Origin of the sequence: Streptomyces sp. NBC_00287 (genome assembly GCF_036173105.1) — a bacterium.
In the GTDB taxonomy this organism is placed as follows: domain Bacteria; phylum Actinomycetota; class Actinomycetes; order Streptomycetales; family Streptomycetaceae; genus Streptomyces.
The window spans coordinates 4,347,256-4,370,017 of sequence record NZ_CP108053.1; the positions used below are offsets into that span (position 1 = coordinate 4,347,256).

Annotated in this window: 22 protein-coding genes; 13 read left to right on the top strand and 9 right to left on the bottom strand. The window is 70.3% G+C overall.

What is annotated here, in order from left to right:
* Positions 1 to 70: 70 nt before the first annotated feature.
* Positions 71 to 838: a TetR/AcrR family transcriptional regulator gene (locus tag OHT76_RS19640; protein WP_328872157.1), complete on the top strand. Its 768-nt coding sequence runs from the start codon at positions 71 to 73 to the stop codon at positions 836 to 838.
* A gap of 9 nt (positions 839 to 847) precedes the next feature.
* Here OHT76_RS19640 and OHT76_RS19645 read toward each other — a convergent pair whose 3' ends face one another.
* Positions 848 to 1,825, bottom strand: coding sequence for a WD40 repeat domain-containing protein (locus OHT76_RS19645; protein ID WP_328872158.1), 978 nt, complete (start codon positions 1,823 to 1,825; stop codon positions 848 to 850).
* Positions 1,826 to 1,915: 90 nt separating this feature from the next.
* Here OHT76_RS19645 and OHT76_RS19650 point away from each other — a divergent pair, with 90 nt between their 5' ends.
* From OHT76_RS19650 to OHT76_RS19665, 4 genes are all read left to right on the top strand, one after another.
* Positions 1,916 to 2,590: an SGNH/GDSL hydrolase family protein gene (locus OHT76_RS19650; protein ID WP_328872159.1), complete on the top strand. Its 675-nt coding sequence runs from the start codon at positions 1,916 to 1,918 to the stop codon at positions 2,588 to 2,590.
* Positions 2,591 to 2,675: 85 nt separating this feature from the next.
* Positions 2,676 to 3,263, top strand: a complete 588-nt coding sequence (locus OHT76_RS19655) for a Uma2 family endonuclease (RefSeq protein WP_328872160.1) — start codon at positions 2,676 to 2,678, stop codon at positions 3,261 to 3,263.
* A 14-nt stretch (positions 3,264 to 3,277) separates the two neighbouring features.
* A complete protein-coding gene (locus OHT76_RS19660) occupies positions 3,278 to 3,898 on the top strand; it encodes a maltokinase N-terminal cap-like domain-containing protein (protein ID WP_328872161.1) in 621 nt (206 codons plus the stop codon).
* 45 nt (positions 3,899 to 3,943) lie between these two features.
* Entirely contained in the window at positions 3,944 to 4,933 is a 990-nt protein-coding gene (locus OHT76_RS19665) for an aldo/keto reductase (protein ID WP_328872162.1), read from the top strand.
* A 138-nt stretch (positions 4,934 to 5,071) separates the two neighbouring features.
* On the opposite strand, the gene thpR is transcribed toward OHT76_RS19665, so the two are convergent.
* Positions 5,072 to 5,644, bottom strand: a complete 573-nt coding sequence (thpR, locus tag OHT76_RS19670; RefSeq protein WP_328872163.1) for an RNA 2',3'-cyclic phosphodiesterase — start codon at positions 5,642 to 5,644, stop codon at positions 5,072 to 5,074.
* Between the two features lie 25 nt (positions 5,645 to 5,669).
* Between thpR and OHT76_RS19675 the strand changes: the two genes are divergently transcribed.
* Positions 5,670 to 6,194, top strand: coding sequence for a GNAT family N-acetyltransferase (locus OHT76_RS19675; RefSeq protein ID WP_328872164.1), 525 nt, complete (start codon positions 5,670 to 5,672; stop codon positions 6,192 to 6,194).
* A gap of 9 nt (positions 6,195 to 6,203) precedes the next feature.
* Here the strand turns inward: OHT76_RS19675 and OHT76_RS19680 are convergent, their stop codons facing one another.
* Together OHT76_RS19680 and OHT76_RS19685 are read right to left on the bottom strand one after the other, a co-directional pair.
* Positions 6,204 to 7,553, bottom strand: coding sequence for an MFS transporter (locus tag OHT76_RS19680; RefSeq protein WP_328872165.1), 1,350 nt, complete (start codon positions 7,551 to 7,553; stop codon positions 6,204 to 6,206).
* A gap of 21 nt (positions 7,554 to 7,574) precedes the next feature.
* Positions 7,575 to 8,012 carry a MarR family winged helix-turn-helix transcriptional regulator gene (locus OHT76_RS19685; RefSeq protein ID WP_328872166.1) on the bottom strand — a complete coding sequence of 146 codons (438 nt, stop codon included), beginning with the start codon at positions 8,010 to 8,012 and terminating at the stop codon, positions 7,575 to 7,577.
* Positions 8,013 to 8,166: 154 nt separating this feature from the next.
* On the opposite strand from OHT76_RS19685, the gene OHT76_RS19690 reads away from it, so the two are divergent.
* Positions 8,167 to 8,349 carry a BrnA antitoxin family protein gene (locus OHT76_RS19690; RefSeq protein ID WP_250071919.1) on the top strand — a complete coding sequence of 61 codons (183 nt, stop codon included), beginning with the start codon at positions 8,167 to 8,169 and terminating at the stop codon, positions 8,347 to 8,349.
* On the opposite strand, the gene OHT76_RS19695 is transcribed toward OHT76_RS19690, so the two are convergent.
* The gene (locus OHT76_RS19695; RefSeq protein WP_328872167.1) at positions 8,342 to 9,793 is read right to left on the bottom strand and encodes an NCS2 family permease; all 1,452 of its coding nucleotides are present in this window, start codon (positions 9,791 to 9,793) and stop codon (positions 8,342 to 8,344) included. The genes OHT76_RS19690 and OHT76_RS19695 overlap by 8 nt on opposite strands.
* Before the next feature lie 143 nt (positions 9,794 to 9,936).
* Here OHT76_RS19695 and OHT76_RS19700 point away from each other — a divergent pair, with 143 nt between their 5' ends.
* Complete coding sequence (locus OHT76_RS19700) at positions 9,937 to 10,191, top strand: DUF2530 domain-containing protein (RefSeq protein WP_328872168.1); 255 nt, start codon at positions 9,937 to 9,939, stop codon at positions 10,189 to 10,191.
* 110 nt (positions 10,192 to 10,301) lie between these two features.
* A complete protein-coding gene (locus OHT76_RS19705; RefSeq protein WP_328872169.1) occupies positions 10,302 to 12,695 on the top strand; it encodes a cation-translocating P-type ATPase in 2,394 nt (797 codons plus the stop codon).
* Positions 12,696 to 12,784: 89 nt separating this feature from the next.
* Here the strand turns inward: OHT76_RS19705 and OHT76_RS19710 are convergent, their stop codons facing one another.
* The 4 genes from OHT76_RS19710 to OHT76_RS19725 form a co-directional block, all read right to left on the bottom strand.
* Entirely contained in the window at positions 12,785 to 13,693 is a 909-nt protein-coding gene (locus OHT76_RS19710) for a hypothetical protein (protein ID WP_328872170.1), read from the bottom strand.
* Between the two features lie 147 nt (positions 13,694 to 13,840).
* Positions 13,841 to 14,752, bottom strand: coding sequence for a hypothetical protein (locus OHT76_RS19715; RefSeq protein WP_328872171.1), 912 nt, complete (start codon positions 14,750 to 14,752; stop codon positions 13,841 to 13,843).
* A gap of 177 nt (positions 14,753 to 14,929) precedes the next feature.
* Complete coding sequence (locus OHT76_RS19720) at positions 14,930 to 18,034, bottom strand: sacsin N-terminal ATP-binding-like domain-containing protein (RefSeq protein WP_328872172.1); 3,105 nt, start codon at positions 18,032 to 18,034, stop codon at positions 14,930 to 14,932.
* 81 nt (positions 18,035 to 18,115) lie between these two features.
* The gene (locus OHT76_RS19725; RefSeq protein ID WP_328872173.1) at positions 18,116 to 19,042 is read right to left on the bottom strand and encodes a DUF3027 domain-containing protein; all 927 of its coding nucleotides are present in this window, start codon (positions 19,040 to 19,042) and stop codon (positions 18,116 to 18,118) included.
* Between the two features lie 273 nt (positions 19,043 to 19,315).
* Here OHT76_RS19725 and OHT76_RS19730 point away from each other — a divergent pair, with 273 nt between their 5' ends.
* From OHT76_RS19730 to OHT76_RS19745, 4 genes are all read left to right on the top strand, one after another.
* A complete protein-coding gene (locus OHT76_RS19730; protein WP_328872174.1) occupies positions 19,316 to 20,740 on the top strand; it encodes an MFS transporter in 1,425 nt (474 codons plus the stop codon).
* An 82-nt stretch (positions 20,741 to 20,822) separates the two neighbouring features.
* A complete protein-coding gene (locus OHT76_RS19735) occupies positions 20,823 to 21,281 on the top strand; it encodes a DUF2771 domain-containing protein (RefSeq protein ID WP_328876574.1) in 459 nt (152 codons plus the stop codon).
* Positions 21,251 to 21,922, top strand: coding sequence for a futalosine hydrolase (locus OHT76_RS19740; protein WP_328872175.1), 672 nt, complete (start codon positions 21,251 to 21,253; stop codon positions 21,920 to 21,922). Before OHT76_RS19735 ends, OHT76_RS19740 begins: the two co-directional genes overlap by 31 nt.
* Positions 21,919 to 22,758, top strand: a complete 840-nt coding sequence (locus tag OHT76_RS19745; protein WP_328872176.1) for a 1,4-dihydroxy-6-naphthoate synthase — start codon at positions 21,919 to 21,921, stop codon at positions 22,756 to 22,758. The genes OHT76_RS19740 and OHT76_RS19745 overlap by 4 nt, the downstream gene beginning before the upstream one ends.
* Positions 22,759 to 22,762: the final 4 nt, after the last annotated feature.

Here is a 22,762-nt window from a genome sequence, read left to right on the forward strand (position 1 = left end):
ACTGAGTACACCGTACCCGATTACGCGTACGCCGTACCCAGTTTTTTCCGGAGGACTTAAGCTGAGGGGCATGACCAGCGGCAAGGGCGGTACGGAAACCAGTGGCAGCGGTGACATCGCCCGCACCATGGAACTGCTCTGGGACACCGGCCGGCGCCCCAGCCGGGGCCCCAAACCGACCCTGACCCTCGATCAGATCGTGGAAGCCGCCGTCCGGGTGGCGGACGGCGAAGGTCTGGAGGCGGTCTCCATGCGCCGGGTCGCCGCCGAACTCGGCACCGGCACGATGTCGCTGTACCGGTACGTCCCCGGCAAGGGCGAGCTGCTCGACCTGATGCTGGACCGGGTCCAGCGCCCCTCGGACGACCCGGCCGGCCTGGGCGACGGCACCTGGCGCTCGGCGCTGGAGGCGCTGGGCCGCGCAACCCTCGACCTCTACCGCCGCCACCCCTGGCTGCTCCAGGTCAACCAGTCCCGCCCGATCCTCGGCCCGAGCGCCCTGGACGGCATGGAGAAGGTCCTCGCCCGGATCAAACCGATGGGCCTGAGCGACCCCGAACTGGTCTCCGCGATCGTCGCGATCGACGGCTACGTCGTCGGCGCCGCGCGCACCCAGCTGTACCACCAAGAGGCGGAGCGGCGGACAGGACTGACCGACGCGGAGTTCTGGCAGGCGCAGACGCCGATGCTGGAGAAGGTCATGGTGTCCGGCCGCTACCCCCTGCTCTCCTCCCTCGCGGAGGACACCTGGGGGCCCGACTTCGACCACTTCGAGTTCGGGTTGCAGCGGATCCTGGACGGGCTCGAGGTGTTCGTGGCGCGGCGGCGGGAGGAGTGAGCGGCGGTCTTACCTCCGCCGCAGCAGCCGCCGGAAGCCGAACCACACGGCGATGACGGCGGCCACAGCGAAGGCGCCCATCTTGTAGTCGCTGCCCCCGCTGTCACCGGAACTCCCGTCGGCGGACGGCGACTTGGAGTCCCCACCGCCACCGCCACCGGAGTCGCCCCCGGGCGCGTCCTCCGGCTCGACCGAACTCTCCGCCCCTTCGGCGCCGTACATGAGCTTCGAGCCGTCCGCGGTGTAGGTGACGGACTCGCCCTGGCCCAGGAACGGCACGCTCAGACGGCCGGTCCTCTTGAGGTCGCCGCCGTTCCAGTCGTAGGCGGCGGCGCCGAAGTAGCTGCGGACGACGAGCTTCTTGCCGTCGGGCGAGAGGGTGGCGTCGGTGGCCTGGAGGTTCTCGATGGTGGCGATGGGCTTGAAGACGTTCGTGCCGGAGGCGGAGAGCTCGGTCGGACCCTCGTAGAGGTGCCCGTTCCCGTCCTTCTTGTCCACGATGTAGACGCGCCCGGTCTTCGGATGCACGACGAGCGACTCGGCGTCCCGCGCCCCGTCCTGATACTTCACCACGTACTGCGTGGCCTTGATCGTCAGGTCCCGCAGCTCCTTGGGCTCGGGGAGCTGGTAGATCCAGACGTGCGGCCAGGTGCCGCCGAGGTTGTCGCCGATGTCGCCGACGTAGAGCTGGTTGCCAGGGCCGACGGAGATCGCCTCGACGTCTCGGGGGGCGCCGACGCCGGTCATGGTGATCGTGGCGACGGTCTCGCCGGTGGCGCTGTCGACGGCGTAGAGGTAGGCGCCGTCGTCGCTGTCGTTGTGGGTCCAGTAGATGCCGGGGTGCTGACGCGAGGCGGCGAGACCGCTGGACTCGGTGATGCGCGGGTCCTTGATGGTGAAGCCGTCGTCGCCGTCGGCGGCGGAGGCGGGCACGGCGAGCGCGCCCACGAACAGGGCGGCGGCGAGGACGGCGAAGGGTCGGCGCATGCCGTCAAGCCTGCCATCCCGCCCTGTCGTTCGGCGGGGCGTGTCCGGCCTCACACCCCACCCGCCCCGCCGATCGTCCATCATGAGCGGATGCTCAGGTTCATGCCCGTCGGTGATTCCCAGACAATCGGAAGCGCGGGCGAACACACCTGGCGCTACCGACTGTGGCAGCACCTGCGCGATACGTACGGCGGCCCCTTCACCTTGGTCGGCCCGCGCGAGGAGCTGTACGACAAGGCGACGGACACCCCCACCTCGTACGAGTACGCCGACCCCGACTTCCCCCGGGCCCACCTGGCCGGCTGGGGCGAGGGCTGGCTGCACATGGCCCCGCTGATCGGCGAGGCGGTGCGATCGTCCCGTGCGGACGTGCTCCTGGTCTCCCTGGGCCTGATAGACCTGGGCTTCTACACGAACGCGGAGCAGACGGCGGAGAACGTACGCCGCTTTGTGACGGAGGCACGGGCGGCCCGGCCGAAGGTGCGGATGGCGATCCTCCCGGTGATCCCGAACATCCGAGCAGAGTCCGAGCCCGCCTTCGGCGCCCAGGTGACCCTCTTCAACGAACTCCTGGCGAAAGCAGTGGCCGACCTGGACGAGCCCCGGTCCTCGCTGCTGCTGACGTCGCCGCCGGAGTCGTACGACATCAACTTCGACACCTATGACGGGACCCACCCGAACGCGAGCGGCGAGCACAAGATCGCGGCGGCGTTCGCGGAGGCGATGTGGCAGGCGTGGGGTCTGGGGGAGCGGTACGGGGACTGAGTTCCTTACGTGACCTGGTCACCGTGCGTATCGTTGTACTGCGCGGCTGCATCTGTCCGTGGGGCAGCCGGGGAGGAGCGCCACGATGATCGTCGCAGAAGACAGGATCGAGATGGCCGAAGTCAGCGGCGAGCTCACTCTGGACGTCATGTTCGAGTGGCTTGAGAAGATGCCCATCCCCGAGGGAACAAAGGTCGAGATCGTCGGGGGAAACATCTTCATGTCACCGCAGCGGCACACCCACTTCCAGATCATCTTCGACATTCTGGAGCAGCTGCGCGCCACATACCCCCGCAAGCGGCTGGCATCAGACGTGCGGATCGATTTCCCCGGGCACCTGAACGGCTTCGCCTCCGACGTAGCGGCTGTGGCCGACCGCTCGGTGAAAGACGGCAAAGGGCGCTGGCGCTATCAGGACGTCGAGTTCGTGGCCGAGGTGATCTCCAAGGACACCGGCCAGAACGACTACGGCCCCAAGAAGACCGCCTACGCCACCGCCGAGGTCGCTGTCTACCTGGTCGCCGACCCCTATCAGGGCCGCTGCCACATCTACACCGACCCCAAGGACGGCGACTACCAGGTGGAGACGACCGTCCCCTTCGGCAAGGACCTCGACCTCACCGGCACCGTCGTCGGCCTCGTCCTGAAGACCGACGAGTTCCCGCGCGACTGACACAATCAGGCCGCATGGCGATCATTCATCACACCACCCTCAAGCCCTCCAAGCTCGAACTGCTCACCACCTGGCTGCCCACCCGCCCCTGGTATGTCGGCGAGGGCACACCGGAGTTGACCAAGGCCGGTGGCTTCCGGCTGGACGACCCCGAGGGCGAGGTCGGGATCGAGTTCATGGTGGTGGGCGATGCCGACGGGGTCACGTACCTCGTCCCCCTCACCTATCGCGGCACCCCTCTCGACGGTGCCGAACACGCCCTCGTCGGGACCATGGAGCACGGAGTGCTCGGCAAGCGCTGGGCCTATGACGGCTGCCATGACCCGGTGCTGGTCGCCGAGTTGTTCGCCCTGATCGAGGGGCGCGCCCAGGCGCAGGCGCAGAGCGTCGACAACACCCCGGACCACGAGATCGCCCGCTCCTACTCCGGCCCCGGCAACCTCTTGGCGCACGGACCCGCCGTGGACGACGAGACCGGCACCGAGATCACCGCCCAGGACGGCACCACCCTCCGCCTCCACCGCCGCCTCGGCCTCCCCGACGCCCCGCCCCCGGGCGCCCTCGGTCATGTCTCCGGGCACTGGACGGCGCAGGACGGCACCCGCGTACGGAGCCTGTTCGCCGAACTGCGTTAAAGGTCGCTTGCTTCGAGTCCGCTCTACGGCGTTGGCTGGTCAGTCATGAAGTACACGCAACTCGGACGCACGGGACTCAAGGTCAGCCGACTCGTCCTCGGCACCATGAACTTCGGACCGCAGACCGACGAAGCCGACAGCCACGCGATCATGGACGCGGCGCTGGACGCGGGCATCAACTTCTTCGACACCGCCAACGTGTACGGCTGGGCCGAGAACAAGGGCCGTACCGAGTCGATCATCGGCAGCTGGTTCGCCAAGGGCGGCGACCGCCGGGACAAGGTCGTCCTCGCCACCAAGGTGTACGGCAACATGGGCGCCGACGGCGAGGCCTGGCCGAACCACGACAAACTGTCGGCGCTCAACATCCGCCGGGCCGTCGACGCCTCGCTGAAGCGGCTCGGCACGGACTACATCGACATCTACCAGTTCCATCACATCGACCGGAACACCCCGTTCGAGGAGATCTGGCAGGCCATCGACGTCCTCGTCCAGCAGGGCAAGATCCTCTACGCCGGTTCCAGCAACTTCCCCGGCTACAAGATCGCCCAGGCCAACGAAGTCGCCGCCCGCCGCGGCTCCTACGGCCTGGTCACCGAGCAGTGCCTGTACAACCTCTACGAGCGCCGCGCCGAGATGGAGGTCATCCCGGCCGCGCAGGACTACGGGCTCGGCGTCATCCCGTGGTCACCGCTGCACGGCGGCCTGCTCGGCGGCGTGATCAAGAAGGAGACGGAGGGCGGGCGGCGTGCCTCGGGCCGAGCCGCGGACACCCTCGCGGACCCGGCCGCCCGGGCCCGGCTCCAGTCCTACGAGGATCTGCTGGACAAGCACGGCGTGGAGCCCGGCGAGGCGGCGCTGGCCTGGCTCCTCACGCGGCCCGGTGTCACCGGCCCCATCGTCGGCCCGCGTACGGCGCAGCAGCTCGACTCCGCGCTGAAGGCGGTCGAGCTGGAGCTGAGCGAGGAGCTGCTGACGGGCCTGGACGAGATCTTCCCTGGTCCGGGGCCGTCTCCGGAGGCCTTCGCCTGGTAGCAGCCCTCTAGTGGGGGGCACCCGCACACGGGGCGCCCCCTACTGACCTACCGCCGCCGCCAACGCGATCACAACGAACATCAGCACAAGCACACCGGCCATGATCCGGTTCCGGGTTTTCGGGTCCACACCCCGAGCCTAACCGCCCGCCCCGAGCGCCCAACGGGCGACCGTCTCGTACCGCGGCTCCTCCCCCGGCACCCCGGACCTCGGCAGGTGGCTGCGCACCAGTACCAGCTCCCCGACCGTCCAGGTGCGGCTCGTGAAGTCGTCCAGGGCCGTTACGCAGGGCCGGGTGTCCACCGCCCTCCGGCTGCGCGCCACCGTCAGATGCGCCTTGTACCGCCGGTGCTCCCCCATCGCCACCCCGGCCTTCCGGCCCGCCGCCTCCGCCCGGTCGGCCAGCAGCCGCATGCTCGGCACATCCCCGTCCGCCCCCACCCACAGCGCCCTGCCGTGCCCGAACTGCCCACCCCCGCGCAGGGCCAGCCGGAAGGGCTCACTCCGGTGCGCGGCCCGCTCCAGTCGAAGAGACAGATCCGGTACGACGTCGTCGTCGACCTCACCGTAGAAGGCGAGCGTGAAGTGCCACCCGGGGCGCCCGGTCCAGCGCAGCGCGTCCGCCCCCGACAGCTTCTTCAACTGATCGACCTCAACGGCCAGTTCACGGGAAACATCCTCCGGCAGGAGCAGCGCGGCGAAGAGTCTCATGGCCCCAGCCTGCCACCATGGGGGCATGGAGATCATCATCAGGGACGGTGGGCCCGACGACATCCCCGCGATACTCGGCATGCTCGACAGCGGTGTCGAGTGGCTGGTGTCACAGGGGCGCAGCGGGCAATGGGGGAGCAAGCCCCTGTCGGAGAATCCGAAGGTCGCGGAGTCGGTCGCCCGGTACATGGCCGAGGGCGCCGCGTTCATCGCAGAAGCCGACGGGGTGCCGGCCGGCGCGCTCACCCTCACCGATGCGCCCGGCGCCTATCTGTCCCATCTTCCGCCGCCCGGAGAGCCGGAGCGGTACATCCACTGGCTCACCTCCGACCGCCGTTTCCAGGGGCACGGCGTCGGCAGCGCCCTGCTCGCACACGCCGCCGAGGTGACCCGGCGGGCGGGCATAGGCCTGCTGCGGGTGGACTGCTACGTCGGCGGCGACGGCAAACTCGTCGCCTACTACGAGCGCCACGGCTTCTCCCCGACGGACACGTACACCACCGGGGAGAACAACGACTGGCCGGGACAGGTGCTGGCCATGCGCGTGTAGCCGTACGGCTCACGCCGCCGGTGCGAGCTGTTCCCGCTCTCTGGGGACGAAGCGGACCGCCGGATGTCCGCCGTTCCAGCCCACCGTCAGCCGTAGATTGCCGACTCGGGCCAGGACCAGGCCGATCACGATCGCCGCGAGTGCGGCGATGGCGCCGCCGGCGGCCAGGCCCGCTCGGACTCCGTAGGCGTCGGTGATCCAGCCGGCGATCGGGGCTCCCAGGGGCGCGCCGCCCATGAACACCATCATGTACAGGGACATCACCCGGCCGCGCATGGCCGGGTCGGTGCTCAGTTGGACGCTGCTGTTGGCGGTGACGTTGACCGTCATGCCGAACATCCCGATCGGGACCATGAGCAGGGCGAACAGCCACAGCGAGGGGGCGAGCGCGGCCGCGATCTCCAGCGTGCCGAAGGCCACCGCGCCCGCGACCAGCACCCTCAGTCGGGCGGTGCCGCGGCGGGCGGCGAGCAGGGCGCCCGACAGGGAGCCCACCGCCATCAGGGTGTTGAACAGGCTGTAGGAGCCGGCGCCCGCGTGGAAGACGTCGTCGGCGAAGGCGGAGAGGTAGACGGGGAAGTTGAAGCCGAAGGTGCTGACGAAGCCGACCAGGACGATCGTCCAGATCAGCTCCGGGCGCCCGGCGACGTACCGCAGGCCCTCTCTCATCTGGCCCTTGCCGCGCGGGGCGCGCTCGACGGAGTGCAGGTCGCGGGCGCGCATCAGCAGCAGCCCGGCGATGGGCGCGACGAAGGAGAGGCCGTTGAAGAGGAAGGCCCATCCCGTGCCCACGCCGGTGATCATCAGGCCGGCCACCGCAGGGCCGACGAGCCGCGCGGACTGGAAGTTCGCCGAGTTGAGGCTGACCGCGTTCTGGAGCTGGTCGGGGCCGACCATCTCGGTGACGAAGGTCTGCCGGGCCGGGTTGTCGACGACCGTCGCGAGGCCTACGGCGAAGGCGGCGACGTAGACGTGCCAGACCTCGACATGTCCGCTCAGCGTCAAAAAGGCGAGGGCGAGGCCGGTCACGGCCATCGACGTCTGGGTCACGAGCAGCGTGGGCCGCTTGGGCAGCCGGTCGACGAGGACACCGCCGTAGAGGCCGAAGAGCAGCATCGGCAGGAACTGCAGAGCCGTCGTTATACCGACGGCGGTCGCGGAGCCGGTGAGGCTGAGGACCAGCCAGTCCTGGGCGATGCGCTGCATCCAGGTGCCGGTGTTGGAGACGACCTGTCCGATGAAGAACAGGCGGTAGTTCCGGACGCCCAGCGAGCTGAACATCGAAGACTTGGAAGACTGGGCAGACTTGGTAGGGGTGGTCGGTGCGGGGGCGGAAGCTGCTCCGGATCCCGTACTCAAAAGGGTTCGCCTCCTTCAGGCTTACAGATGCGCCAGCTTCTCCAGCACGGGGGCGGCGGCGCGGAGTTTCGCCCACTCGTCCTCGTCGAGGCCGTCGACCAGGGTGGCCAGGAAGGCGTTGCGCTTGGCGCGGCTCTCGGCGAGCATCGCCTCGGCCTGTTCCGTCTTCGTGACGACCTTCTGGCGCCGGTCCTCGGGGTGCGGCTCAAGCCGGACCAGCCCCTTGGCCTCCAGCAACGCGACGATGCGGGTCATCGACGGCGGCTGGACATGCTCCTTGCGGGCGAGCTCGCCCGGGGTGGCCTGGCCGCAGTTGGAGAGGGTGCCGAGCACCGACATCTCGGTCGGGCTCAGCGACTCGTCGACCCGCTGGTGCTTGAGTCGGCGGGACAGCCGCATGACAGCGGATCGCAAAGAGTTCACGGCGGCAGCGTCGTCGCCATGGGTAAGGTCCGACATGTTCTTTAGGTTAACTCATTACCCTGACTAAAGACCACCCTGACACGCACAAATGCCCGTGACCCTGGCCACTGAACCACCTCGTCACCCGTATGAGTGAGCTGAATCCGGAAAGTGACGCGCGGCCCGGCCACCTGAGGTGACCCTCGTATGCATGGGGACCAGCGTGCTCAGCCTGCGGATGGACGGGGAGCTGCTCGAACGGCTCCGGCACCATGCGGCCAAAAGGGGAATGAGCGTCCAGGACTATGTGGTCCGGACGCTCATTCGGGACGACTTCGACGAGCGGTTCCAGACCGCCGTGGAAGAGACAGAGAAGTTCTACGGCCTTACGTGAGGCCCAGCGCCGGCATCAGGTAGTAGAAGCCGAACACCGCGGCCACGACATACATCGCGGCGGGGATCTCCTTGCCCCGCCCGGCCGCGAGCCGCAGTACCACGAAGGTGATGAAGCCCATGCCAATCCCGTTGGTGATCGAGTAGGTGAACGGCATCATCACCATCGTCACGAACGCCGGGATCGCGATCGTGTAGTCGGCCCAGTCGATCTCCTTGACAGAGTTCGCCAGGATCAGGAAGCCGACCGCGAGCAGCGCCGGGGTCGCCGCCTGGGAGGGGACCATCGTGGCGACCGGCGTCAGGAACAGCGCGGCGGTGAAGAGTCCGCCGGTGATGACGTTCGCGAAGCCGGTGCGGGCGCCCTCGCCGACGCCGGCCGTGGACTCCACGAAGGCGGTGGTGGCCGAGGAGGAGCTGGCGCCGCCTGCCGCGACCGCGAGGCCGTCGACGAACAGGACCTTGTTGATGCCGGGCATCTGGCCCTGGGCGTCGGTCAGCTTGGCCTCGTCGGAGACGCCCATGATCGTGCCCATGGCGTCGAAGAAGCAGGACAGCAGGACCGTGAAGACGAACAGGACGCCGGTCAGCACACCGACCTTCTCGAACCCGCCGAACAGACTGACCTCGCCGACCAGACCGAAGTCGGGGGAGGCGACCGGGTTACCGGGCCACTTCGGCGTGGTCAGGCCCCAGGAGGGGATGTCCGCGATCGCGTTGATGATCACCGCGAGGACCGTCATGGCGACGATCGAGATCAGGATGGCGCCGGAGACCTTGCGCACGATCAGGGCGAGCGTCAGCAGCGCGCCCAGGACGAAGACGAGCACCGGCCAGCCGTTGAGGTGACCGTCGGCGCCGAGCTGGAGCGGGACGGTGGTCTGGGCGGCGTCCGGGATCCGGGAGACGAAACCGGAGTCGACGAGCCCGATCAGCATGATGAACAGGCCGATACCGATCGAGATCGCCTTGCGCAGGCTGAAGGGCACGGCGTTCATCACGCGCTCCCGCAGCCCCGTGGCGACCAGCAGCATCACGACGAAGCCGGCCAGGACGACCATGCCCATGGCGTCCGGCCAGGACATCCGGGGCGCGAGCTGGAGGGCGACAACCGAGTTCACACCAAGACCCGCGGCGAGCGCGATCGGCACATTGCCGATGACGCCCATGAGGAGCGTGGTGAAGGCGGCCGTCAGGGCGGTGGCGGTGACCAGCTGACCGTTGTCGAGCTGGTTGCCGTACATGTCCTTCGCGCTGCCGAGGATGATCGGGTTCAGCACGATGATGTAGGCCATCGCGAAGAAGGTGGCAAAGCCACCACGGACCTCACGCGCGAGCGTGCTGCCCCGCTCCGAGATCTTGAAGAAGCGGTCGAGGGCGCCGTACGCGGGCGCGCCGCCGGGCTGCTCGGGGGCGGGGACCTTGGCGGGGGCCGAGGTGGGCATTGGCGTTTCCTACGAACAGAAGTGGACAAAGACAAACGGTTTCAGTATGAACATATGAGGGTTTGATCGCTATCTCCGCGCGTAGACCGCGTGTGGGCCTGATCGTGGTGAGCCGCTTTCCGATCGCCTCGTAAGCTGTGCCCATGGCGAAGTGGACACCCACACACGAGGCGCCGGAGCCCCTGGAGGGCCCCGTCGTCGCCACCATCACGGGCGGCACGATCCTCTGGTTCGTCCTCTTCCTGGTCCAGCTCCCCTTCTACGGCTGGTTCGACGACCACGGGCACCTGTGGTGGCTGTGGACCTGCCTGGCCGGCGGCGGGCTGGGTCTGATCGGCGTCTGGTACGTCCGCAAGCGGGACGCGGCGATCAAGCGGTCCGCGTCCGTACAGCAGTAGGCGCGGCCTACAACCACGGCACCATTTCGCCCCGTTGCCCGTCCTCCCCAGGTCGGATCTTCCGCCCACTCGGCGGGTGAAGCCGTAAATCCGCACGTACCGTCGAATGCATGACGCACATCGACGCGGGCACCGAAGTCGATCCCGGCCATCCCCTGCCCGCCCCGGTGGGTACGGGCGGACTGACCGCCGCCGAAGTGGCCGAGCGGGTCGCGCGGGGGCAGGTCAACGACATACCGGTGCGCAGCAGCCGGTCCACCGTCGAGATCGTCCGGGCCAATGTCTTCACCCGGTTCAACGCGATCATCGGCGTGCTCTGGCTGATCATGCTGTTCGTCGCGCCGATCCAGGACAGCCTGTTCGGCTTCGTCATCCTCGCCAACACCGGTATCGGCATCATCCAGGAGTGGCGGGCGAAGAAGACCCTGGACTCCCTCGCCGTCATCGGGGAGGCCCGGCCCACCGTGCGGCGCGACGGGGTCGCCGCCGAGGTGACCACCGCCGAGATCGTGCTGGACGACCTGATCGAGATCGGGCCGGGTGACAAGGCTGTCGTCGACGGGGTGTGCGTCGAGGTCGACGGCCTGGAGATCGACGAGTCACTGCTCACCGGCGAGGCCGACCCGGTCGTCAAACAGCCCGGGGACCAGATCCTCTCCGGCAGCTTCGTGGTCGCGGGCGGCGGCGCCTTCCAGGCCACCAGGGTGGGTCGCGAGGCCTACGCCGCCCAGCTCGCCGAGGAGGCCTCCCGCTTCACCCTGGTCCACTCCGAGCTGCGCTCCGGTATCTCCACGATCCTCAAGTACGTGACCTGGATGATGATCCCGGCCGCGCTCGGCCTGGTCGTCACCCAGCTCTTCGTGAAGGACAAGGACCTCGACGACTCGATTGCCCGGACCGTCGGCGGCATCGTCCCGATGGTCCCCGAGGGCCTGGTCCTGCTCACGTCCGTCGCCTTCGCCATCGGTGTCATCCGGCTTGGCCGAAAACAGTGCCTCGTCCAGGAGCTCCCCGCTATCGAGGGCCTCGCCCGCGTCGATGTCGTCTGCCTCGACAAGACCGGCACCCTCACCGAGGGCGGCATGGACGTCACCGAGCTCAGAACGCTCAACGGCAGCGACGAGGGTTACGTCCGCACGGTCCTCGGCGCCCTCGGCGAGTCCGACCCCCGCCCCAACGCCTCCCTCCAGGCCATCATCGACGCCTACCCCGACGCCGAGGACTGGCGCTGCACCGAGTCCCTGCCCTTCTCCTCCGCCCGCAAGTACAGCGGCGCCACCTTCAGCGAGGGGGGCGGCGAGTCCAGTACGTGGCTGCTGGGGGCGCCCGATGTCCTGCTCGCCCCGGACGACCCCGCGCTCGCGGAGACCGGGCGGCTCAACGAGCAGGGCCTGCGTGTCCTCCTCCTCGCCCGCACCGGACGCGAGCTCGACGACCCCGACGTGGCCGCGGGCGCCAAGCCGACCGCCCTGGTGGTGCTGGAGCAGCGGCTGCGGCCCGACGCCGCGGACACGCTGCGCTACTTCGCCGAGCAGAACGTCAGAGCCAAGGTCATCTCCGGCGACAACGCGGTCTCCGTGGGCGCGGTCGCCAACAAGCTCGGGCTGACGGGGACGACCGTCGACGCCCGTACGTTGCCGCGCGACAAGGACGGCATGGCGACGGCCCTCGACGAGGCCACGATGTTCGGGCGCGTCACTCCGCAGCAGAAGCGGGACATGGTCGGCGCGCTCCAGTCGCACGGGCACAACGTCGCCATGACCGGCGACGGCGTGAACGACGTCCTGGCCCTGAAGGACGCCGACATCGGCGTGGCCATGGGCTCGGGGTCGGAGGCCACCCGCGCCGTTGCGCAGATCGTGCTGCTGAACAACAGCTTCGCGACGCTTCCCTCGGTCGTCGCCGAGGGGCGGCGGGTCATCGGGAACATCACGCGGGTCGCCACGCTGTTCCTGGTGAAGACCGTGTACTCGGTGCTGCTTGCCGTGCTGGTGGTGTGCTGGCAGGTGGAATACCCGTTCCTGCCACGGCACTTGACTCTGCTCTCCACCCTGACGATCGGCGTCCCGGCCTTCTTCCTCGCCCTCGCGCCGAACAAGGAGCGGGCGCAACCGCACTTCGTGCGGCGGGTGATGCGGTACTCGATCCCGGGTGGGGTGCTGGCCGCGATCGCGACCTTCCTGACGTATCTGATCGCCCGTCACTACTACTCGGGCGAGGGGGCGTTGGACGCGGAGACCAGTGCGGCGACGCTCACGCTGTTCCTGATCTCGATGTGGGTACTGGCGATCATCGCGCGGCCGTACACCTGGTGGCGGGTGGCGCTGGTCGCGTCCATGGGCCTGGGGTTTGTGCTGGTGCTGGTCGTGCCGTGGCTTCAGGAGTTCTTCGCGCTGAAGCTGGTGGGGGTCACGATGCCGTGGATCGCGGTGGGGATCTCGGTGGTCGCGGCGGCCGCCCTGGAGTTCACATGGAAGTGGGTCGACCGCCGCGTTCCCGCGTAGCGCTTGGCTTGGGCGGGACGGGGCGCGTGGTCGGCTGCGGGACCGTCGTGGCTGGTCGCGCAGTTCCCCGCGCCCCTAAGGGAGTTGTCCTACTGCACGTCTACGAAGTCGCCCTTGGCCGCGACCGGCGCCGTGCTCGTGATGCCCGCGTACGTGAAGCGGTAGTAGCCGTCCTCGGAGGCCGTGACCGTCGTCTTCAGTGCGCCGCCAGTGGCGGTCTGGATGCCCTTGACGTTGCTGTAGGCGGTCGTGCCCGCCTTGCGGAACTGGAGCACCACCTTCTGGCCCGCCGGGAGACCCACGTACTTCTCGGTCTCCCAGTTGGCGCGGGTCAGCTTGCCGGTGACCGTGATGGGCTTGCCCTTCTTCACCGGCTCCGGCGCGGCGTCGACCGTCAACTTGGCGGCGCGCTGGACCAGCGTGCTGCCGAGGTCGCCCTGGTCGGCGTAACCGACCTTGGTGATGTCGTAGTTCTCGCCCTCCGGGTCCTGACCGTTCTGGGCGAGCGCGAGAGCCGCGCCCTTCCAGGTACCGGCGTCGGAGTTCGCCAGCTCGGCGTCGGCCGGGTAGATGTCGATCTTGCCGGTGCAGGTGGCGGTGGTGTCCGAGGTCGAGGCGCAGGTGGCCGCCTTGTTGCCGAACAGCATGTTGTCCGGGCTCGCGAAGGCGCCCTTGTAGATGTACGGGCCGGTCGCGAAGTCCTCGGCCTTGATGTCGATGTCGGCGGCGTGGGTCATCGTGTAGGTGACCGTCGTCGAGACCTGGGCGGTCGTACCGACCTTGACCGTCTTGGCGATCTTGAAGTTGGAGAAGGTGACGTCCATGTCGTACGGGGCGTCCGCGCGGGTGCCGAACGCGCTCTTGGCGACGGCGGCGCGGACCTTCGCGACGTCGGCGCGGTAGGCGGAGGCGGAGTCGTCGGCCTGCGCGGCCGGCACGGCGAAGGCGGACAGGGCCAGGGCGCCGGAGACGGCGGCCACAGTGGCGCGAATACGCATGCGTTCCCCAAATGGTCGTGAAGGGAGCCTGGATGCTCCACATGATCAGAGGGACGCGTGGGGCATTCGGTTGCCCGGCACCCCCCAAAACGCCGACGCCCGGCCCCGGATGGCTTCCGGGACCGGGCGTCGGTGAGGGTCTGTCGACTACTGCACGTCGATGAAGTCACCCGCGGCCGAGACCGGCGCGGTGGACGTGATGCCCGCGTAGGTGAAGCGGTAGTAACCGTCGGCGGAGGCCGTGACCGTGGTCTTCAGCGCACCGCCCGTGGTGGTCTTGATGCCCTTGACGTTGGAGTACGTCGTGGTGCCCTTCTTGCGGAACTGCAGCACCACGCTCTGGCCGCTGGGCATGCCCGCGTACGTGTTGGAGTCCCAGCTGGCGCGGGTCAGCTTGCCGGTGACCGTGATGGTCGCGCCCTTCTTCACCGGCTCCGGCGAGGCGTTGACCGTCAGCTTGGAGTAGCGCTGGAGGTTGAAGGAGTTGGTCTTGTCCTTCACCGCGACACCGACGTTGTCCAGGACCGGGTTCTCCGGGTCCTCACCGTTGAAGGCGACCGCGAAGGCGGCGGCCTTCCAGGCGCCCGCATCCTCGTTCAGCAGCAGGTACGGGTCGATGGCGACGGTGGCCTTGCAGGACGCGGCGGTGGCCGAGGTGTCCGTGCAGGTGGCGTCGTTGCTGTCGAACCACCAGATGGAGTTCTCGAACGACTCGCCGCGGTAGAGCTCGACACCCGCGAAGAAGTCGGACGCGTGGATGTCGACGTCCGCGGCGTGGGTGAGGGTGAAGGAGACCGGCACGTTCACCACGTTGGTGGTGCCGACCTTGATGTTGCTGCCGTTGTTGACCTTGACGTTCGAGAAGGTGGCGTCGAGGGCGTAGGGAAGGCCGTCCTCGGCCGTGGCGTAGGCCGACTTGCCGGTGGCCGCGTGGGCAGCCTCGCTCGCGGCGCTGAGCTCGGCGGGCACCCGCGAGTCGTCGGCCAGAGCGAGCGGAGCCGCGACGGCGGACAGGACGAGGGCGCCGGAGACGGCGGCCACGGTGGCGCGAATACGCATGTGTTCCCCAGTGTGGAGAGGGGCCCCGACGGTGGTCGTTCCCTACGGCTCGTCGTCGGCCGGGGCCCAAGTGATCGTGGAGCCTGTTGGCTCGCATGATCAGATTCGTGACGCATGCGAATGGTTGTACGTCGTACGAAAGTTTTGTGCGGAAAGTTTTGAGACAGTGTGTGCGTCTCAGTCGAACCAGCGGTCCCGCGCCAGCTCCTGTGTCCGCGAGGGATCCTCCAGCAGCGCCGCCACCTCGAACCGGCGCGGCCACTGCCCGGCCGCCCAGGCCAGACCCGCGGCGACGCCCTCCAGCGTGGACGCGTGCAGCACGCCGTCGTCGGTGAGCCGCCAGTCGATCTCCACGCCGTCCACGACGAGTTCCTCGTGCTCGACGTAGGAGGACGGGGTCCGCGGGCCCAGCAGCACCCGCACCGAGTCCGGTACGTCGTGCTCGGCGCCCTCGGAGTCGACCTCGCCGGTGACGGACTCGCTCAGGCGCCGCACCTGGAACAGCTCCGCCAGCTCGGCGGCCCGCGCCGGCCGTACCGGCAGCAGCGGGATGCCCTCGGTGAAGGGCAGCAGGTCGGGCGAGTCGACGACCATGGCGTCGGCCGCGTCCACCACCTCCACCCGGCCGTCGACCACGGCCCGCAGCTCGTCGGGCAGGGTCACCTGCTCGGGGTCGAGATCGGCCAAGGCGCTGTACAGGGCGTGGAGTTGGGTGCCGGTCACGGTCCGCTCGGGGTCGGCGAGCCGGTCCAGCAGCTCGGCGGCGCCGCCCGGCTCGTCGAGCAGGGCCGCCACCGACGTCCGTACGCCCAGGGCTCGCAGCACCTGTTCGTCGTCGAACCCGGTCGCGTCGGCCTCGTCGTACAGGCCGCGCAGGAGCGGGTCGCCGCCGGAGGCGAGCAGTCCGGCGGGGCGGCGGCCGTCGAGCACGGGGTGCCCGCGCAACCACCAGGCGGTGTAGGGCCGTACGACCTCGTGCGTGCCGTCGGGCAGGAGGATGCGCACCTGCTGGGTGATGGCATCCCTGAGCGGCGGCTGGGCGAGGAGGGTGAGGGCCTGGGGCCACTTGTCGTCGTCGACGAGGTCGAGGTCGCGTACGGCGACCAGTTCCGTGGCGACGGGCGGCACCGGTGTGTCCGGGAAGCGGTCGAGGATGTCCTCGCTCCACACGTCCACGGCGTCCAGCAGCCCGGCGTCGTCGGGCTCGGCGAAGTCCCCTTCGCGGGGCTCCAGTTCATCGGGGTCGAGGACGACGTCCGTGGCCCGGACGAGCGCGAAGGTGGCGAGCACTCCGCAGGCGGCGAGGGGCTGTTCGCCCCACTTGTCGGCCAGTTCGGCGTCCACGGCGGCGAGTTCACCCTCGCGCATGACCTGGTGGAAGGCGCTGCCGGGCAGCACCAGCTCGCCGGCGGGCGCCAACTCGCCTTCCTCGTCGGGCAGGGCGAGGGCGCCGAGCCAGGGCTCGTCACCGGGTTCGAGGTCGGCGTCCCGCACCAACGCGAGGACGGTGTCGGCCAGTTCCTCGGCGTCGGGCGCCTCCTGCTCCCAGTCGAGGCCGCCCTCGTCGTCCAGGGAGGTGGCTACGGCGGCCCGCACCTGCGGGGTGGTGAGCACGGCCCGCGGGGTGGCGGGCAGCGCGCCGAGCTTCTCCAGCAGCGGGTGGGCGGCGTCCGGGTGGGCGACCTTGAGGCCGAGCCGGGCGAGGATCTCGGGGTCGATCCCCGTGCCGTCCGGAGTGGGCAGCAGCACCTGGCGCGGGCCGATGGTGGTGCGTCCGTCCGCCAGCGGTACCGGAAGCCCGGACAACCGGTCGGGGTCGACGCCGGCGAGGCTGTCGTAAAGCCGCCGCCACCAGCCCGGCTCCTTCTCCAGACCGGCCAGCCGGTCCACGGCATCGGTCAGCGGAACCCGGGCGACGCCCAACGTCCGCAGCTCCACCCGCCGTTCGAGCCCGGCGGGCAGCAGGGTGGGCAGCACTTCGGCGAGCACGCGCACGGTGTCGGAGCCCGCGCCCTCGACCACCTCGGCGTCCCGCGGCCGCAGCGCCTCGGGAAGATCGTCGGTGGCTTCGAGGGCGGGCGGCAGGAAAGAGGTCCGCGGCAGCCGCTGGAGGATCGCCGCACGCAGCGCGCCGTCCAGCTCGCCCTTCCCGAGCGGCCCGGGCACGAGGTCGATGATCCCCGCGGTCACCGGCCGCCACTCGGCGAGCAGCTCAGCGTAGGCGTCGGCCGCGCGCTCGACGAGGAAGTCGGTCAGCGGGCCGGGGGCGGCGTGCCGCCGCGTGGTGTCCAGCGGGAAAGAGGCGATGAGCAGCGCGGGCACCCCGAGCGGCTCGTCGCTCGGCGTCGGGGCGTGCACGACGGAGTTGGTGCGCGGCCGTGCCGGGGAGCCGTCCGCTTCGGCGGGCACGGCCCAGGTGATGGACCAGTGGGGCCGCAGCCGCTCCTCCACGGGCCGGTCGGCGAGCAGCTCCGCCGTGAGCGGCCCGTGCGCGAGGGCCGTACGCCAGTGGGTGATGCCGTCCCGCGAGTCCTCCACGACGGTGAAGACGCCGTCGGTGCGGCGGCTGAGCGTCCGTACGGTGTCCGTCTCGATGACGACCTCGGTGAGCCCCGGCAGGGCGAGCAGGAGGGCGTCGTCGACGGCGTGCAGGAGGCGCTCGGCGAGGTCGGCGGCGGCCGTGTCGCGCAGCGGCAGGATGACGGCCGTGTCGTAGGGGCCGGGGGCGGTGCCCTCGGCGGCGAAGGGGAGCCGGAGCAGGGGCACATGCCCGTCGCGGCGGCGGATCTCGTCCCCCAGACCGGGGCTGTGCCGGGCGGTGTCGGCGGCCAGCTCACGGGCCTCCGCGAGCGACCAGCGCACCCCGCCGTGCCGGCCGACGACGGCGGGCTCGTCGGTGACCGAGAGGACGGCGGCGAAACCCACGCCGAAGCGGCCGATGGAGGGCGTGTCCCGCTTGGCGGACGCCCGGAGCGTGGAGAGCGACTCGACACCGGCGGCGTCGAGGGGGGCGCCGGTGTTGGCGGCGACGAGGACGCCGTCGCGCAGGGTGAGTCGGAGCCGTCCGGGCACGCCCGCGCGGGCGGCGGCGTCGGCGGCGTTCTGAGCGAGCTCGACGACGAGCCGGTCCCGATATCCGCCGAGGACGAGGTCCTCCTCGGCGTTGGCGTCCTCCCGGAACCGGGCGGGGCTGGTGGCCCAGGCGTCCAGTACCCCACGTCGCAGCCGGGCGGTCCCGAACGGATCCGCTCCCTCGACGGCCGGCCGCACGAACTTGCTCACGTTCACTCCACTCATCGGCGTGACGATGAAGGTACCGCGAGGTGGGGCCCCGCTAACCCCGGGCCAAAGGCTCCCAGGGGGCTAGGAGTGACCCAAGTCCGCCGCGTCCTCGTCCGACACCGCCGGTACCGATCCCGAGTCCGGTGCCGGGCGCAGTGGGAAGGGGTCGACCCTCGTCTCGTCGATCACCGGTGGGGCCGGCTGCGGGGGCTTGGGCATGACGGCCGCCTCGGAGTGGCCGCCGCAGCCGTAGGTCAGGGAGACGACGCGGCCGTCGGCCGGGGAGAACTCGTTGGCGCAGACGCCGAAGGCCTGGCCCAGGGAGCCGCCGAGCCGCATCAGGAAGCCGCAGCTGACGCAGGAAGCGGGGGCGGCCTGTGCCATCGGGGTCTTGGCGCCGAACGCCTCCTCCCAGCGGTCCGCGGCGACATGGAGGCCGTAGCGGGACAGGACCCGGGCCCGGCGCATGCCCAGTTCCTCGGCGACCGCGGCGATCGAGCCCCGGGTGGGGGCGACCGGCAGGTGGGCGGGGGTGCCGGCGGTGACCTCGGCGTCCTCGGCCTCGACCAGCTCGGCCATCTCGTGCGAGACGGGCGAGCTCGGCACCGGCTCGTCCTCGCCGGTGTAGCCGGGCTCCAGGCGGAGGTCCTCGGCGTCGGTGGGGAGCAGGTCGCCGGGGCCCATGTCGCCGGGGCGCAGCCGCTCGCTCCACGGCACCCACTCGGGGGCCAGCAGCGCGTCCGGTCCTGGCAGCAGGACGACCTCGTCCAAGGTCACGAACTTCGCGCGGGAGGCCCTCGCCACGGTCACGGCCCAGCGCCAGCCGCGGTACCCGAGCTCCTTGCACTCGAAGAAGTGCGTGACAACGCGGTCGCCCTCGGAGACCAGACCCACGTGCTCCCCGACGACGCCGGGTGCGGCTGCCTCCTCGGCGGCGGTGCGGGCGAGGTCGGTCGCCTCGGCGCACAGGCGGTCGGGGGTGCGGCTTCGCGTTGTCGCTGCGCTCACAGGTATCGCTTCTCTCCTACGCCGTCTCTCGGGTGCGGCTGCCTGAAGGCGGCGGGGCGGGCGGACGGAGCGGACCGAAGGACCGCGTCGACGTCGTCGCCCCCTCGCACTCGGGCGCACCTGTCACCATCCATTCTGCGGGATGGCCGAGATACGCACGCTACCTGCTCACCGGCGCTCGGCCTACACCGACGGTCGCAAACCGCTGACAAAGCCACCGCCATACGCGCGGTAACCGCACTACGTACGCCCATCTCGGGGCACTATGACGTCGTGGCAGCCGCGCGGACGCCTCAAGGAGCCACCGGGGTCGGTGGGGACAGGGGCCGCAGCAGAAGCGGCGGTTCGGGCCGACTCGGCGGCGCCGTCCGCTCCGTCGGACGTGCCCTGCACTTTCCGGTCACCGGCACCGCCCGCGGTATCCGCAAGGCGACGCACGCGCAAGGAGCGGGCGAGTCAGGCCTCGGCAAGCTGATCGAACTGCACGGCGTGAACGGCGCCGGGGACATGATGATCACCGTCGCCCTAGCCTCCACCGTGTTCTTCTCCGTGCCCACCGACGAGGCCCGCGGCCGGGTCGCGCTCTACCTGGGCATCACCATGGCGCCCTTCACGCTCCTCGCGCCCGTGATCGGCCCCCTCCTCGACCGCGTCCCGCACGGCCGCCGGGCGGCGATGGCATGCGCGATGCTCGCCCGGGCCCTGCTCGCGCTGGTCCTGTCCCGCGCGGTGATCACCGGCGGCATCGAGCTGTACCCGGCGGCGCTCGGCGTGCTGGTGTCGTCGAAGGCGTACGGCGTGGTCAGAAGCGCGGTCGTGCCCCGGCTGCTGCCACCCCGCTTCTCCCTGGTGAAGGCGAACTCACGGGTCACCCTCGGCGGGCTGCTGGCCACCGGGGTGGCCGCGCCGATCGGCGCCGGGCTCCAGGCGATCGGGCCCCGCTGGCCGCTCTACGGCGCCTTCGTGATCTTCATGCTGGGCGCGTTCCTGTCGTTCACGCTGCCGCCGAAGGTCGACTCGGCGAAGGGCGAGGACACCGCGCTGCTGGCGGCGGACGAGCAGCATCTGCACGGACCGCACCTCAAGCCCGTCAAGCGCCCCGGGCTGCGCACGGTCGGCCTCGCCGTCACCCACGCGCTCGGCGCCAACGCCGCCCTGCGCTGTCTGTCCGGCTTCCTGATCTTCTTCCTCGCCTTCCTGCTGCGCGAGCATCCGCTGGCCGGCCAGAGCGCCGCGGTGTCGCTGGGCATAGTGGCCGTCTCGGCCGGGGTGGGCAACGCCTGCGGTACGGCGGTCGGGGCGTGGCTGCGATCGCGCGCCCCGGAGATCATCATCGTGACCGTCGTGGGCGTTGTGCTGACCGCGGCGATCACCGCGGCGGCCTTCTTCAGCGCCGCCCTGGTGGCCTGCCTCGCGGCGGTCGCCGGGTTCTCGCAGGCGCTGGCCAAGCTGTCCCTGGACGCGCTGATCCAGCGGGACGTCCCGGAGCTGGTGCGCACCTCCGCCTTCGCCCGCTCCGAGACGCTGCTGCAGATGTCCTGGGTGCTCGGCGGCGCGATCGGCATCGTGCTGCCGCTGAACGGCACCCTGGGCATGACGGTGGGCGCCACGATCGTCGCCGCGGGCTGGCTGACCACGGTCCACGGCCTGATCGTCTCGGCCCGGCACGGCGGCCCACCGCGGACTGGGGTGGCGTAACGCACGGCACGCCGCACCCCCACGTAAAGAGACCGCAGGACGCTCCCGATAGCCTTCGCCCATGACCCTGCTGCAATCCGCTGTGCGACGCCGCCGCGCGCTCGCCGCCGCCGGCGCCGTATCCGCCGGACTGCTCGTCCTTTCGGCCTGCGACAAGCCCACGCCGATCGCCACGATCACCGTCGGTTCGTCCTCGGTCAGCGAGGAGGCCACCTGCGGTGGCGAGGGTGAGGCCCTGCAGACCGCGGACCTGACGAAGTGCCTGAAGGACACCGACATCGAGTCCATCAGCGTGGACCCGGACGAGACCGTTCGCTTCGGTGTCGACCCGGAGATCGCGGACAACGGCTGGACGATCCTGATGAACGGCCAGCCGCTGCTCACCGAGCCCCTCAAGAAGACGTACACGACGATCCCGGGCAGCGTGTTCTTCAACGCCCAGTACGGCGCGCAGGGCAACTCGACTCTGGTGTCCATCCGAGAAGGCGGCGAGAACGAAACCACCGGTCTGTGGTCCTTCAAGCTGAAGAAGGACAGCTGATCGCGTCCCCCGCACGCATCCTCGTGGCCACCGCCGTCCCCGCCGAGCGGGACGCGGTGGCACGGGCGTTCCCGGGTGACGTCCTGGCCGTGGGCGTCGGTCCGGCCCGTGCCGCCGCCACGACGGCCACGGCCCTCACGAGGACCTCGTACGACCTGGTGATCTCCGCCGGAATCGCCGGCGGTTTCGCCCCCCACGCCCCCGTCGGCTCCCTCGTCGTCGCCGACGAGATCACTGCGGCCGACCTGGGCGCCGAGACGCCCGACGGCTTCCTGCCGGTCACCGAGCTCGGCTTCGGCACCGTCACCCACCGTCCCCCCGAAGCACTCGTACGGGAGACCGCGACCGCCACCGGCGCCCTGACCGGCGCCGTGCTCACCGTCTCCACCGTGACCGGCACCGCCCTCCGCGCCACCGCGCTGCGCGAGCGCCACCCGACGGCCCTCGCCGAGGCCATGGAGGGCTTCGGGGTCGCCGAGGCGGCCGCCGCGCACGGCGTGCCCGTGCTGGAGATCCGGGCCGTGTCGAATGCCGTGGGCCCGCGCGACCGCGCGTCCTGGCGCATCGGCGAGGCACTCGACGCCCTGGCGGCGGGCTTCGGGAAGCTCACACCCGTACTGGAGAGTTGGAAGTCGGTATGAGGCTGCAGATCGCGTACTCCCCCTGCCCGAACGACACCTTCGTCTTCGACGCCCTCGCGCACGGCCGGATCCCCGGCGGGCCCGAGCTGGACGTGACGTTCGCGGACATCGACCTCACCAACGGCATGGCCGAGCGCGGTGAGTTGGATGTGCTGAAGGTGTCGTACGCGGTGCTGCCGTACGTCCTCGACGAGTACGCGCTGCTGCCCTGCGGGGGCGCGCTGGGCCGGGGTTGCGGTCCGCTGGTGCTGACCCGGGAGGCCGGGGTGGACCTCACCGGCCGTACGGTCGCGGTGCCCAGCGAGCGGTCGACGGCGTACCTGCTGTTCCGCCTCTGGGCAGCGGAAACCCTCCCGGGCGGGGTCGGGGAGATCGTGGTGATGCCGTTCCACGAGATCATGCCGGCCGTGCGGGACGGGAAGGTCGACGCGGGACTCGTCATCCACGAGGCCCGGTTCACGTACCAGAACTACGGGCTGCACAAGCTCGCGGACATGGGCGAGCACTGGGAGCACACCACCGGGCTGCCCATCCCGCTCGGCGCGATCATCGCCAAGCGGGCCCTCGGCGCCGAGCGGCTGACCCACCTCGCCGAGTCGATCCGCGCCTCGGTGCTGGCCGCCTGGGACGACCCCGAGGTGTCCCGGCCGTATGTCATGGAGCACGCCCAGGAGATGGACCCGGCCGTCGCCGACCAGCACATCGGGCTGTACGTCAATGAGTTCACAGCGGATCTCGGCGAGGACGGTTATGCGGCCGTGCGCGGGCTGCTCACACGTGCGGCGGCCGAGGGGCTGTTGCCGCCCCTCGGCCCGGATGCACTGGATTTCCCCTGACGGG